This window comes from Methylophilus rhizosphaerae (assembly GCF_900100975.1).
GTDB lineage: Bacteria > Pseudomonadota > Gammaproteobacteria > Burkholderiales > Methylophilaceae > Methylophilus > Methylophilus rhizosphaerae.
In genome coordinates, this window is record NZ_FNFX01000001.1 from 551,619 (window position 1) to 565,070 (window position 13,452).

The 13,452-nt window shown below is 52.9% G+C and carries 16 protein-coding genes and 2 tRNA genes; 2 read left to right on the forward strand and 16 right to left on the reverse strand.

Features of this window, described 5'->3' with window-relative positions:
- Positions 1-28: 28 nt before the first annotated feature.
- From BLP53_RS02685 to BLP53_RS02705, 5 genes are all read right to left on the reverse strand, one after another.
- On the reverse strand, positions 29-475 hold the full coding sequence (locus BLP53_RS02685) for a copper chaperone PCu(A)C (protein WP_091470409.1): 447 nt from the start codon (positions 473-475) through the stop codon (positions 29-31).
- Between the two features lie 17 nt (positions 476-492).
- On the reverse strand, positions 493-684 hold the full coding sequence (locus BLP53_RS02690; RefSeq protein WP_091469487.1) for a DNA gyrase inhibitor YacG: 192 nt from the start codon (positions 682-684) through the stop codon (positions 493-495).
- Entirely contained in the window at positions 684-1,457 is a 774-nt protein-coding gene (gene zapD / locus BLP53_RS02695; protein ID WP_091469490.1) for a cell division protein ZapD, read from the reverse strand. Before zapD ends, BLP53_RS02690 begins: the two co-directional genes overlap by 1 nt.
- Before the next feature lie 69 nt (positions 1,458-1,526).
- Positions 1,527-2,126 (reverse strand): dephospho-CoA kinase, encoded by a 600-nt coding sequence (gene coaE, locus BLP53_RS02700; protein ID WP_091470411.1) that lies wholly within the window; start codon positions 2,124-2,126, stop codon positions 1,527-1,529.
- 9 nt (positions 2,127-2,135) lie between these two features.
- Positions 2,136-3,008, reverse strand: coding sequence for a prepilin peptidase (locus BLP53_RS02705; protein ID WP_176755188.1), 873 nt, complete (start codon positions 3,006-3,008; stop codon positions 2,136-2,138).
- Between the two features lie 223 nt (positions 3,009-3,231).
- Between BLP53_RS02705 and BLP53_RS02710 the strand changes: the two genes are divergently transcribed.
- Positions 3,232-3,645 carry a hypothetical protein gene (locus BLP53_RS02710; RefSeq protein ID WP_091469492.1) on the forward strand — a complete coding sequence of 138 codons (414 nt, stop codon included), beginning with the start codon at positions 3,232-3,234 and terminating at the stop codon, positions 3,643-3,645.
- A gap of 46 nt (positions 3,646-3,691) precedes the next feature.
- Here BLP53_RS02710 and BLP53_RS02715 read toward each other — a convergent pair whose 3' ends face one another.
- From BLP53_RS02715 to recA, 7 genes are all read right to left on the reverse strand, one after another.
- Complete coding sequence (locus BLP53_RS02715; RefSeq protein WP_091469495.1) at positions 3,692-4,621, reverse strand: polyprenyl synthetase family protein; 930 nt, start codon at positions 4,619-4,621, stop codon at positions 3,692-3,694.
- Positions 4,622-4,881: 260 nt separating this feature from the next.
- A tRNA-Arg gene (locus BLP53_RS02720) sits at positions 4,882-4,958 on the reverse strand.
- A 56-nt stretch (positions 4,959-5,014) separates the two neighbouring features.
- A tRNA-Ser gene (locus tag BLP53_RS02725) sits at positions 5,015-5,108 on the reverse strand.
- 122 nt (positions 5,109-5,230) lie between these two features.
- Positions 5,231-6,460, reverse strand: a complete 1,230-nt coding sequence (locus tag BLP53_RS02730) for an aspartate kinase (protein ID WP_091469498.1) — start codon at positions 6,458-6,460, stop codon at positions 5,231-5,233.
- A 29-nt stretch (positions 6,461-6,489) separates the two neighbouring features.
- On the reverse strand, positions 6,490-9,141 hold the full coding sequence (gene alaS, locus BLP53_RS02735) for an alanine--tRNA ligase (RefSeq protein WP_091469502.1): 2,652 nt from the start codon (positions 9,139-9,141) through the stop codon (positions 6,490-6,492).
- Positions 9,116-9,589 carry a recombination regulator RecX gene (recX, locus tag BLP53_RS02740; protein ID WP_091469506.1) on the reverse strand — a complete coding sequence of 158 codons (474 nt, stop codon included), beginning with the start codon at positions 9,587-9,589 and terminating at the stop codon, positions 9,116-9,118. Before recX ends, alaS begins: the two co-directional genes overlap by 26 nt.
- A gap of 5 nt (positions 9,590-9,594) precedes the next feature.
- Complete coding sequence (gene recA, locus BLP53_RS02745; protein ID WP_091469509.1) at positions 9,595-10,623, reverse strand: recombinase RecA; 1,029 nt, start codon at positions 10,621-10,623, stop codon at positions 9,595-9,597.
- Positions 10,624-10,827: 204 nt separating this feature from the next.
- Between recA and BLP53_RS02750 the strand changes: the two genes are divergently transcribed.
- Positions 10,828-11,154 carry a hypothetical protein gene (locus BLP53_RS02750; RefSeq protein WP_091469513.1) on the forward strand — a complete coding sequence of 109 codons (327 nt, stop codon included), beginning with the start codon at positions 10,828-10,830 and terminating at the stop codon, positions 11,152-11,154.
- 3 nt (positions 11,155-11,157) lie between these two features.
- Here the strand turns inward: BLP53_RS02750 and BLP53_RS02755 are convergent, their stop codons facing one another.
- Genes BLP53_RS02755 through BLP53_RS02770 form a run of 4 tightly spaced genes read right to left on the reverse strand, consistent with a single transcriptional unit; the run spans position 11,158 to position 13,450 of the window.
- Positions 11,158-11,664, reverse strand: coding sequence for a CinA family protein (locus tag BLP53_RS02755; RefSeq protein WP_091470418.1), 507 nt, complete (start codon positions 11,662-11,664; stop codon positions 11,158-11,160).
- Complete coding sequence (locus BLP53_RS02760; protein WP_425412891.1) at positions 11,664-12,170, reverse strand: phosphatidylglycerophosphatase A family protein; 507 nt, start codon at positions 12,168-12,170, stop codon at positions 11,664-11,666. The genes BLP53_RS02755 and BLP53_RS02760 overlap by 1 nt, the downstream gene beginning before the upstream one ends.
- Entirely contained in the window at positions 12,154-13,101 is a 948-nt protein-coding gene (gene thiL, locus BLP53_RS02765) for a thiamine-phosphate kinase (RefSeq protein ID WP_091469520.1), read from the reverse strand. The genes BLP53_RS02760 and thiL overlap by 17 nt, the downstream gene beginning before the upstream one ends.
- Entirely contained in the window at positions 13,094-13,450 is a 357-nt protein-coding gene (locus tag BLP53_RS02770; RefSeq protein ID WP_091469523.1) for a VanZ family protein, read from the reverse strand. The genes thiL and BLP53_RS02770 overlap by 8 nt, the downstream gene beginning before the upstream one ends.
- Between the last annotated feature and the right edge of the window lie 2 nt (positions 13,451-13,452).

Consider the following 13,452-nt stretch of genomic DNA (forward strand, 5'->3'; position numbering starts at 1 on the left):
ACAAAAGGAGTGTTGGTTGGAGCAGTCTTTAAGGAGCTGCTTTGACAGGCAGGCTAACGAATTTTTCCTCGATCTTGCCTGCCTTGTCTTTAAAACAGAGTCGGAACTTTACCTGCTCACCAGCTTTAAATGGGCGACCCAGTTCAAACAACATCAGGTGAAAACTGCCTGGCGCCAGTTTGACCGGTTGATTGGCTGGAATTGCCAGCTCTTCCAGGTGGCGCATTTTCATAATGCCATTTTGCATGGTCATGCTATGTATTTCAGTGTTACCAGCGCGTTCGGTCTCTACATACACCATGGTCATATCTTCCTTGCTGCGCAAGGTCAGGTAGGCTGCACCCACCGATTGCCCGGGATTGGAAGCACGTACCCAGGCGTCACTGATCGCCACATCCGCCTGGGCAACACCCAGCCATAACATCAGGGTACTCCCGAGCAGGCACTGTAGTAAATAAATAGCTGAGTTTTTCATGCCCCGGAATGTGCCCATTATTCAGGTTCGTACAAATCCGGTGGTGTCGCGTCCGGAATACGGAATTTTTCGGTCGCCCAGTCGCCCAGGTCCATTAGTTTGCACCGCTCGCTGCAAAATGGCCGGAATGGGTTGGCGGTTGAGTATTCGGTGGTTTCACCGCAGCCGGGGCAAGCAACTTTGCGGGATTTAACTGCTGTTGACTGCATTAGTTGTGTCCTGCCCCGGTAAAATTACAGATAATCATCCTGAACGGGATATCCTGCTCGCACCCTTTTGGCCGTTGCACAAAATCCAGTTTCTGGAAGCGGATATTAATCGCATACTTATTGGCGCTGACTTCAGGGAAGCATTCGTCGTGATTCACTTCAATACGTAGTAACTGTGCCGGTTTATGACCGGATAACTGCTGCTGGTAAGCCCCATTGTGCGCCACCACGGACATGACCTGGCCGCTACCGCGCAACAATTGCAGAATCATACGGATGGATTCATACATGGGTTTCAGGCGGGATAGCCATTGCTCAAAGTCTGCCTTTCGCCGTTCGACCGGTAAATACAGCCAGTGGCGGTAAGAAGGCAGATCGAACTCACAGACCCCGCCGGGAATACTGGTGCGTTGCTTCACGCTCATCAACCAGTCGTTATCGCGCAGGGACTGGCCCAGTTTCTGGTGGTCCGCACGCAGGGTGGTCGCACACCGTTCCAGGCTTAATAAAGTGCTGTTAAGCGCCTGTTGGTCGATGTTGGGGTTGTTTTGCAAGAAAGAGAGCTGTACCTTGTGCCTTTCCAGCTCCTGCAACAAGTCCACTTTCAAATCCCCGCGGTCTATCAGGTCCAGGACTTGCAACATGGAAATCAGCGCCACATGATGACTGATCTCATGGCCTGTTTCGATGTGGTGCAGCATCTTGACGAACAAATCCTCCAGGCGGAGATAGGTTCTGATGCGCTCATTAAATGGAAACTCGTAGCTAGACACGGCAGCCTTTTCTGTCAGCTGATACTTGAAAAGTATGCAATAAAAGCCTGATTATGAAACCCTTTTAAATCACTGGCAAGTATTTGAGAAGTTTTTATGAAACTCGAGCACTTTTTGCCGCAAATTGTCCAGGGTCTGGTCATTCTCCATGACAGAATCCGCGATGGATAAACGGGCCTGGCGGCTGCTCTGGGCGGTAATGATCGCCTGTGCCATGGATTCGGACAAGCCGCGCTGCATGACGCGGACCAATTGAGTTTGCTCACTGCAATCCACCACCAGCACATGGTCCACCATGGACCAGTCCGCCGGACTTTCAACCAGTAATGGAATCGCCAGGATGACATAAGGATGCAGGCTATAACCCGCAATCTGCTGCATGGCTTCTGCACGGATAGCCGGATGCATGATGTGATTCAATCTGTCCAGCGCATCCGGTTCGGCAAACACCAGTTCGCGCAATTTTCCACGGTGCAACTGGCCATGCTCGTCAAACATTTCATCGCCAAACGCCTGGCGCACCGCCTGCATGGCAACACTGCCGGGCGCACTCATGGCATGGGCGATGTCGTCCAGGTCCACTACCGGTACGCCCAGTGCCATAAAGCTTTTGCAAACTTCGCTTTTCCCACTGCCGATACCGCCAGTCACGGCAACCACTTTAGTCACAACCTTCACCTATGGCATCAAATAAAAGGCAGCCAGTGCCTGGCCGTAAAACAAGGCAGCGATTCCGCCCAGCGCCAGGAACGGGCCAAACGGAATCGCCGTATGCCTGGTTTTGCCTTTGAGCAAAATCAGGCCCAGGCCAATCACGCTGCCCACGACTGAACTCAGCAAAATCACGGCAGGCAGCAACTGCCAGCCAAACCAGGCGCCGATGGCGGCCAGCAGTTTGAAATCACCATAGCCCATGCCCTCCTTGCCTGTAACCAGCTTGAACAACCAGTACACACTCCATAACACTAGATAACCCACCATCGCGCCAATCACCGCCGATGTAATATCGGTAAAACCGGCTTGCAGGTTCACCAGTAACCCCAGCCACAATAAAGGCAGCGTAATATCATCCGGCAATAGCTGCGTATCAAAATCGATAAACGTTAATGCGACCAGGGCAAATACAAATACCAGTGCGAATAACGTTAGCGCGCTATAGCCATATTGCACGGCGACTGAGTATGCCAACCCGCCCGTCAGCAGTTCTACCAGCGGATAACGTGCTGAAATGGGCGCCTGGCAGGCTTTGCATTTGCCGCGCAAACACAAATAACTGATGACAGGGATGTTTTCCCACGCACTGATTGCGTGGCCGCAAGATGGGCAGGAAGAACGCGGAATAACCAGGTTATACCTGGGCTGATCCGGCGCTGCCTGGCCCTGCAAATCCAGGCAACTGACCTGCCAGTCGCGCTCCATCATTTTAGGCAGGCGATGAATCACCACATTCAGGAAACTGCCGATGAGCAAGCCCAGTACCAGGCAAACACCTTGCAGGAAGTAAGGCTGCGTTTTCAATAAACTTAAAACAGGCTCAAGGATTTCTGTCATGATACCGATAACATCATTAAGGTTGCTGCATCATCTCATCGTTAATGCCGCTAAGCAAGAATAAACGCTTTTGTGCAGGCAAAACCTGTATGGAAGCCAATATACACAGCCTTGAAAACAGATTGGTTGCCACCATTTATGTGTAAGATGGGAACTGCACCTGGCCAAGTAACTTCGGGCTGAGTGCCTTCGCATCTGTCTCTTTTAGTGAAGGAAGTAGCCTATGTCTGATCAAATCAAATTCACACCACCCACCGAAGGCGAGTTAAATCAGGTGGAACTGGGCCAGGGAGAACACCCGGCCTGGGATGTACCGATTATTTGCCGTGTGGAAGTTGACTTGCCAGGATGGCTGGCAAAGCTGACCGGGGAAGATCACTGGGAAGTCTACAGCGAAGAAGAGGAAGAGAATTGCGTCAGCTTCGCCATGCGAGCCACGCAAAAGACCAGTCACCACTCCCCGGCTGACCGCACAGAGAATCCCTTGCAGGCAGAAGTGACGCTATATCACAACGGCTATGCCGTGGTCGACATGAATGGCCAGTCGCTATTTGATGGCGCCTTGACCAATACCACCAACGATTGCGCAAAACTCAGCTACTACCATATGAGCGGGGAGCCCATTGCGCTGAACTAAATCGGAGCAGCATGCATTGGAACATGCATGCTGCGATGACACTCACCTATTGCTGGCGACTGACTGAGAAATGTGCCAGATCCAGCAATGCCTGTTTTGCCGCACCTGACGGGAACACATCCAGTGCCTGGCACGCCAACAGCACTTCTTTTTGTGCGACTGAGCGCACATATTCGAATGCGTTTACGGTGTGCAGAATTTCCAGCACTTCTTGCAGCTCTGTCACACGCCCCTCCAGTAATGCCCGCTTGACTAACTCGGCCTGTGCCGTCGGTGCCTGTTGAATGGCATACAGCATTGGCAACGTCACTTTGCCTTCCGCCAGGTCATTCCCCAGGGTTTTACCGATTTTTTCGCTGTCGCCGGTCAAATCCAGCACATCGTCCACCAGCTGGAAAGCGGTGCCCAGGTGCATGCCATAAGCGGCCAGCCCTTCTTCCTGTTGCGGGCTGGACTGGCATTGTACCGCCCCCAGGCGCGTGGCTGCTTCAAATAGTTTGGCGGTTTTAAAGTGGATGACGCGCAAATAATCCTGCTCGCTGACGCCAATATTGCGCACGTTCAGCAACTGCAGCACTTCACCTTCGGAAATAATATTGGTCGCATCGGCCAGAATATCCATCACGCGCATATTCTGCAACTTGACCATCATCTGGAAAGCGCGCGAATACAGGAAATCGCCCACCAGTACGCTGGCAGGATTGCCGTAGACATGGTTGGCGGTGGATTTGCCACGGCGTAATTCCGACGCATCCACCACATCGTCATGCAGCAAGGTCGCGGTATGAATAAACTCGACAATAGTCGCCAGTTGACGATGCGCGGAAGTGACCTCGCCCGCCAGATCCCCGGCCATCAATACCAGTGCCGGACGCAAGCGTTTGCCACCACTATGGATGATATATTCTGAGATCTGATTAATCAGCGGAACTTGAGATGACAAAGACTGGCGAATAACGGCATCCACCTGCTGCATATCGCCCGCAATCCGCGCCAAACAAGCATTAAGAGACACTGAAACACCAATGAAAAAACAAAGCTGAAGCATACCATATCTGACATGGCTCTCGCTATGCCGAATGCGGCGCTACCGTCGCCTGGCGGATATCTGAACAATAAAAAGTCCCTGCATGCCCCAGAAGAGCACATGTTATTGATGCTGCCACAAAGCATCAATAATGGAAGTGAAAAAGGAAAAAAGGGTTAGATGATCTCTCATCTAACCCTTTTTATTTTTGGCGCGCCCGGAGCGATTCGAACGCCCGACCCTTTGGTTCGTAGCCAAATACTCTATCCAACTGAGCTACGGGCGCCAAGGTCACAACAGTGTTGCAACTAAAAAAGCATTATACCACAAGTTTCAGATTTTTGGCGGTGAGCGAGGGATTCGAACCCTCGATACAGGTTTAAGCCCATATGCTTCCTTAGCAGGGAAGTGCCTTCGACCACTCGGCCAGCTCACCGTTTAAAACTTACGCAGTGTGACTGCTTTCATACAGTATTGCTACTGCATTGAAGGGCGCCATACTACGTGAAAACCCTTCAAAAATCAACGCAAAAAAGAAGAATGTTTATTTCTTTTCTATCAGGCATTTTCCAGGCCGAAGGCTTTATGCAATACACGTACGGCCAGTTCCATGTATTTCTCTTCGATCACTACCGCGATTTTGATTTCGCTGGTTGAGATCATCTGGATATTGATACCCTCTTCCGCCAATGTGCGGAACATCTGGCTGGCAATGCCGACATGAGAACGCATACCGACGCCGACTACAGAAACTTTGGCGATCTTGTCATCACCAGTAATTTCACGTGCCTGGATATGACCTTGTACTTTGTCACGTAAAATACCCAGTGTCTTGTTCATTTCATTTTTGTGCACGGTGAAGGTAAAGTCGGTGGTGCCATCCGCACCCACGTTCTGGATGATTACATCCACATCAATATTGGCGTCGGCCACCGGCCCTAAAATCTGGTAAGCAATACCAGGCTTGTCTGGCACCCCAGCCACAGTCACTTTCGCCTCATCGCGGTTGAACGCGATACCCGAGATGATTGGATCTTCCATGTTTCCCTCATTTTCTTCAAACGTAATCAATGTGCCGTCGCCTTCTTCTTCAAAGCTGGAAAGCACACGCAGTTTCACTTTATATTTACCGGCAAATTCAACGGAACGAATCTGTAACACCTTGGAGCCTTGTGATGCCAGCTCCAGCATTTCTTCAAAGGTAATTTTTTCCAGGCGGCGTGCTTCTGGCACCACACGTGGGTCGGTGGTATAGACACCATCCACATCAGTATAAATCTGGCACTCATCGGCACCCAGGGCTGCCGCCAGTGCTACACCGGTGGTATCAGAACCGCCGCGACCCAGGGTGGTGATATTGCCATCGGCATCCGCACCCTGGAAACCGGCCACGACACAGACATAGCCATCATCCAGATCTTTTTTCAGGTTATGCTGGTCAATATCCAGGATGCGCGCCTTGGTATGCGCATCATCCGTCAGTATCTTGACCTGGGAGCCTGTATAGCTTTTGGCTTTAATCCCTAACTCCATGAGCGCCAGCGCTGTCATGCCAATCGTCACCTGCTCACCGGTGGACACCATCATGTCCAGTTCACGCGGATCCGGATCCGGCATGATCTCCTTGGCCAATGCAATCAGCCGGTTGGTTTCACCAGACATGGCAGAGACTACTACCACAACCTGATGCCCCATCGCTTTATAACGTGCCACACGCCTGGCTACATTGCGGATACGCTCCGGATTGGCGACCGAGGTACCGCCATATTTTTGTACGATTAATGCCATGATTTCGCTCTAAACACTATTTCTGTCAATTAATTTAATTTCTGCTTCATCCAGGCAGCGACACTTTCCAGTGCCTGTGGCAATTTACCGGCATCGGTACCACCCGCCATCGCCATATCCGGCTTGCCACCGCCTTTACCACCGACTTGCGCGGCCACATGATTAACCAGTTCGCCAGCTTTCACTTTACTGGTTAAATCAGCCGTCACGCCAGCAGCCAGGCTCACCTTGCCATCGGAAACACTGGCCAGCACAATCGCGGCTGACTTGAGCTTGTCTTTCAGTTTATCCATGGTCTCACGCAAGGCGTTGGCATCCGCACCTTCCAGCACCGCAGCCAGTACGTTCACGCCATCAACATCCAGCACCTGGTTCACCAGGTCATCGCCCTGTGCACTTGCCAGTTTGGACTTCAAACGCGCCAGTTCTTTTTCCAGTGACTTGACGTTATCCAGCACTTGCGCAATTTTTGCAGGCAACTCATGCACAGGCGCTTTCAATTCGCCGGCGACCTGATTAATCAAGGCTTGCTGACCTTGTACCAGTTTAAGCGCACCCTCACCCGTGGTCGCTTCTACACGGCGTACACCTGCGGCCACACCACTTTCGGCAGTAATTTTAAACAGGCCAATATCGCCAGTACGGCTCACATGCGTGCCACCGCACAATTCGCGCGAAGTACCAATATCCAGCACACGTACTTCATCGCCGTATTTCTCACCGAACAACATCATGGCACCGGTTTGTTGTGCCGCTTCGATATCCATTACCCGCGCCAATGTCGCTTCATTTGCCAGAATCTCGGCATTCACAATCGCCTCGACCCTGGCGATTTCGGCATCAGTCATCGGTGCATTATGCACAAAGTCAAAACGGGTTTTCTCGGTATCCACCAGGCTGCCTTTTTGTTGTACATGCTCGCCCAATACCTCTCGCAGGGCTTTATGCATCAAATGCGTGGCGGAGTGGTTGCGCATGGTGCTGGCACGGGCTTGCAAATTCACCTTGGCAGTCAAGCTGTCACCGACAGACAACATACCTGTTTTCAACACACCGTGGTGGCCAAAAACTGTAGCCTGGATTTTCTGTGTATCTTCTACCGCAAAGATGCCGTTGGCAGATTTCAGTTCGCCGCTATCGCCAATCTGGCCACCAGACTCGGCATAGAATGGCGTGTCATCCAGGACCACCACACCCAGGTCACCTTCATTCAAGGTATTGACCGCGCTACCATCTTTGTACAGCGCTAATACTTTGGCTGGGGTTTCCAGTCTGTCATAGCCATGGAAAACTGTGGCTTGCCCCTCATATTCCAGGTTCAGCGCCATCTTGAATTTACCCGCCGCGCGCGCCTGCTCTTTCTGGCGCGCCATGGCAGCATCAAAACCAGCCGTATCGACCGTTACGCCACGTTCGCGGCAAATATCAGCGGTCAAATCCAGTGGAAAACCGAAGGTGTCGTGTAATTTAAACGCCAGGTCACCATTGAAGATAACAGGTTTGGTTGCCAGTTCGGCTTCCAGTATCTGCATGCCGTTTTCAATGGTTTCAAAGAAGCGGTCTTCTTCCTGCTTAAGGATGTCGGTCACGCGCGCCTGGTTACTTGCCAGTTCAGGATAGGCTTCGCCCATCTCAGCGACCAGATCCGGCACCAGTTTATGGAAGAAGGCGGCCCGGCAGCCCAGTTTGTAACCATGGCGAATCGCACGGCGGATAATGCGACGCAGCACATAGCCACGGCCTTCATTGCCGGGGATCACGCCGTCGGCAATCAGGAAGGAGCAGGCCCGGATATGGTCAGCCAGTACCTTGAGTGAAGGGCTATCCAGATCGACCGTATTGGTTTCACGTGCAGCCGCTTTAATCAGCGCCTGGAACAGGTCGATTTCGTAGTTGGCATGCACGCCTTGCAGCACGGCAGAAATACGCTCCAGGCCCATACCGGTATCCACCGATGGTTTGGGCAGTGGATGCATCACGCCCGCTTCATCGCGGTTAAACTGCATGAACACGTTATTCCAGATTTCGATAAAGCGGTCGCCATCTTCGTCCGGGCTGCCGGGCGGACCGCCAGGAATATGCGCACCGTGATCATAGAAAATCTCGGTACAGGGGCCACACGGACCCGTGTCTCCCATCATCCAGAAGTTGTCAGACGCGTAACGTGCACCCTTGTTGTCGCCAATACGCACAATCCTGTCTGCGGGCACGCCGATCTCCTTGTGCCAGATGTCATACGCCTCATCATCTTCCGCATACACCGTTACCATCAGGCGCTCTTTGGGCAGTGCATAGACTCCGGTCAGCAACTCCCAGGCAAAGCTAATTGCATCACGCTTGAAGTAATCGCCAAAGCTGAAGTTGCCCAGCATTTCGAAGAAAGTATGGTGACGCGCGGTATAGCCAACATTTTCAAGGTCATTGTGCTTGCCGCCGGCCCGCACGCACTTCTGCGCCGTCGCAGCACGGCTATAAGGGCGCTTGTCAAAGCCGAGGAATACATCCTTGAACTGGTTCATACCCGCATTGGTGAACAGCAAGGTGGGGTCGCCATGCGGTACCAGCGAGCTGGAAGGCACAACCTGGTGGCCCTTGGACGCAAAAAAATCCAGGAAGGCCTGGCGGATTTGCTTGCTGGAAGGTTTACTTCCGTAACTAACTGTCGTCTTCTGGACTGTCATCTTCTGCGTGTCTACTTAAAATTTTCTTGATTACATCAAACGCAAACCCCCGGCTCTGTAAAAAACGGGCCTGCTTCGCCCACTCTTCGCGTGTTGCCGGGAATGCTTTAAACTTTTTGCGCCAGACTTCGCTGGCGCGCTCCACTTCATTGTCCTGTAATCCGGCAATCGCTTCGGTTACCAGGGATTCATCAATGCCTTTTTCCCGTAATTCGTGAGCGACGCGCGTCGCACCAAACTTGGCTTGCCGGGCATGTATCATTTGCTCGACATAGCGGGCATCACTTAACCAGCCACGTGCTTTAAAATCGGTAATCAAGGCCGGAATATCATCATCTTCACTGGCATAGCCTTTAAGCTTTTGCGCCAGTTCGGCAGCAGCATATTCGCGCTTGCTTAAATATTCCAGGGCGCGCTGGCGCAGTGATTTTTCGGGCGGCTGGCGCAAGCGGCTTAGTCGTCCTCGCCTCTGGCAGCTGCCATGCTATCCGCCAGGATATTGGAGTTTTCGCGAATCCTGGTTTCAATTTCCGCCGCAATTGCCGGATTCTCGCGCAGGAATTCCTTGGCATTTTCCTTGCCCTGGCCGATTTTTTCGCCATTGTAGCTATACCAGGCACCGGATTTTTCAACCAGTTTGAGGTTGGTGCCCAGTTCAATTACTTCGCCCAGACGGGAAATCCCTTCGCCATACATGATGTCGAACTCGGCTTGCTTGAACGGAGGCGCCACCTTGTTCTTGATGACCTTGACCCTGGTTTCTGAACCCGTAACTTCATCCCCTTTTTTAATCGCACCGGTGCGGCGGATATCCAGTCGTACGGAAGAGTAGAATTTGAGCGCGTTACCGCCAGTGGTCGTTTCCGGGTTGCCAAACATGACACCAATTTTCATGCGGATCTGGTTAATGAAAATCACCAGCGTATTGGTACGCTTGATATTACCGGTCAGTTTACGCAATGCCTGCGACATCAGGCGCGCCTGCAGGCCCATGTGGCTATCGCCCATCTCGCCTTCGATTTCCGCACGTGGCGTCAGCGCCGCCACCGAGTCAACTACCACGATATCCACTGAGCCGGAACGCACCAGCATATCGGCAATTTCCAGCGCCTGCTCGCCAGTATCCGGCTGGGAGATTAATAAATCCGGCACGTTGACACCCAGCTTGGCGGCATATTGCGGATCCAACGCATGTTCGGCATCAATAAAAGCCGCCGTGCCTCCCAGTTTCTGCATTTCTGCAATGACGGACAGGGTCAGCGTGGTTTTACCGGAAGATTCGGGGCCGTAAATCTCGATGATGCGGCCACGAGGCAATCCGCCTACGCCAAGCGCAATATCCAGGCCAAGTGAACCGGTCGAAACGACCTGTAGATCTTCACCGATATCAGCATCGCCCATGCGCATAATCGAGCCTTTGCCAAATTGCTTTTCAATTTGAGAAAGTGCTGCGGCGAGTGCCTTGCTTTTATTGTCATCCATGCTGGGGGCCTTTTGTCTGTAGGGGAAAAAGCGCGCTCGGGTCAAGCGCTATTTAATCAGATAAATAACTGCTAATTATTTCATAAATCGACCATCAGTGAAATGGCATTCGAACGTTTTCATGCAGCGAATTGTCAACCTCTCAAGGGACGATGCGTTAAGGATTCAGGAAGCGCGTATAGTTTCCCATTGAGAGGAGCAGTTATGAGAGTCGCACAAACTATTTTAGGCATGGCATTGAGCAGCCTCGCAGTATTTTCAGCCCATGCGGACACCCACTGGTCGGTTGGCGTTGCCGTTGGCAACCCTTACGCCCCGCCGCCTGTTTATTATGCGCCACCACCGGTGTATTACGCACCCCCACCTGTAGTCATTTACAGGCATCCGCAAAGCAGTTATTACGGTGTTCCCCCGGTTGCTTATGCCCCTCCGGCACCGGGTTTTATCCAGTTCTCATACGGCAATGGCTATCGCAGTTATGGTTATGGCCACGGCCCTGGCGGCTGGGGTCACGGACATCATCGCCGTTAATGTTTAGCCGGGTGTATTAGCCAGCTTCAGCAAGCCTGCCAGCAAATAGCTGGCGGCCTGCTCCCGGATATCAGCCCGATTTCCTGCAAAATATTGCGTTTTCACCAGCACCTGCATTGGTTCATCCGCACGCTCACGTGCTGCCCACGCAAAACACACCATCCCCACCGGCTTTTGCAATGAGCCGCCACCCGGTCCGGCGATGCCTGTAATTGCGCCACTGAGTTGCGCCAGGCTATGCTGCAATGCGCCGGCTGCCATTGCCTGCGCTACTGGCTCACTGACTGCACCATGTTCAGTGATCAACGTTGCCGGTACGCCAAGCATGGCCTCCTTGGCCGCATTGCTATAGGTCACAAACCCACGGTCGAACCATGCCGAGCTGCCCGCAATGGCCGTCACCGCCTGCGACACCATGCCGCCAGTGCAGGATTCAGCCAATGCCAGTTGCCAGTCCCTGGCTTGTAAAGCCAACCCTAGCGCGACACTGAGCTGCTCAAGCGTTTGCACTATATCCACCACTGGAACAGTTGCAAGACAACAATGGCCATGATGGCTGCCAGCACATCGTCCAGCATGACACCGAGGCCGCCTTTGATATGGCGGTCAGCCCAGCGGATAGGAAAAGGCTTCCAGATATCGAATAGCCGGAACAGGGCGAAAGCAGCAACACCCCAGCCCCAGGTAGAAGGGACGGTGATTAATACACCTGCCATGGCCACAATTTCATCCCAGACAATCGCGCCGTGATCGCTCACCCCCAGTGCCCGCCCGGTAAATCCGCAACACCAGACGCCCAGCATAAACAGCAGCAACAGGCTCAATCCCTGCTGCCAGGGTGGCAAATCCATCAACATCCAGAATAGCGGGAACCCAAGCAAGGTGCCCGCGGTGCCCGGCGCTTTGGGCGACAAGCCGCTACCCAGTCCCAGACTGAGAAAATGTAAGGGATGTGAAACAAGTAATGCCGCATCCGGCCCGGGATATGACGCGCGGGTATTAGTCAAAATGGTTATATCCTTTGTGTGACAGTTCAATCCTTGTTGCGCCATCCAGCACGGTCAGCCCGGGCACTGCGGTGATTCCACCGATGCGGGTTAACGGAACATCCAGTGTTTGCGCCAGCTGCAGTATTTCATCTCTTCGCAGCTGCGGAGCGGTAAAACATAGCTCATAATCATCCCCGCCCGCCAATACGGCCTGCTGCATGGTTGAGCGCGCCACCTGGGAAAACGGTAATTCAGGCAGCGGAAATAAGCCCCAATCCAGCTGTGCGCCTTTGCCTGACGCTGTGAGGATATGGCTCAGATCTGCCAGCAAGCCATCGGAAACATCCAGCGCGGCATGGGCGATTCCTCGCAATGCCAGCCCCAGCGCCACCCGCGGTTGTGGCTGATGCATGACAGTTGCCAGTTTTGCTACCTCCTCCGCATGCAAATCAAGCCTGCCCATCCGGTGCTGCAGCCATAAAGCCGCCTGTCCCAGCTTGCCGCTGACCCAGATATCGTCACCGGTTTGTGCACCATTGCGCCTGAGAGCTTCGCCTGCGGGCACTTCACCCATGATATTGATGGCGATATTTAATGGCCCGCGCGTCGTATCCCCACCAATCAGTGAAACACCATACCTATCAGCGCAGGCAAATAATCCCTGGCTAAAACCACTTAACCAGTCTTCATCCACTTCGGGCAAGGCAACCGATAAGGTGGCCCACCGCGGCTCAGCGCCCATGGCAGCCATATCACTGACGTTGACCGCCATAGCTTTCCATCCAATCAGGTAAGGATCAGTATCAGTAAAAAAATGGGTGCCGGACACTGACATATCGGCGGATACCGCCAGTTGGTAACCGGGGCGCACACGAATCAATGCGGCATCATCCCCTACCCCCAAATCTGCGGTTACAGGCCGGGTAAAGTATTTGGCAATCAGGTCAAATTCAGCCACGGCGCTTTTTCCACCAGCCCAGCCACAGTGGCACGACCAACCAGGCCAGCGCAATCCCGACCAGGTCGGCAAACCAGTCATACATGCTGGGCTGCCGGGTAACGGTCAATATACCTTGCAACACTTCCATTGATGCACCGAACAAGGCGATGCCTGCCATAATGACCAGGCGTTGTGCCGGGAAAGCCAGCAGACCCCAGAAAGTCAGTCCGGCAAAGGCGACAATATGCTGTATTTTATCTTTGTAAACAGGCCCCTCATTCGCTGACGGCATTTCCATCAGCAGCAGATAGGTCAGTATGGCAGCACATACAATAAAAATCAGCACAACAGTTTTTCGGGCATCCATAT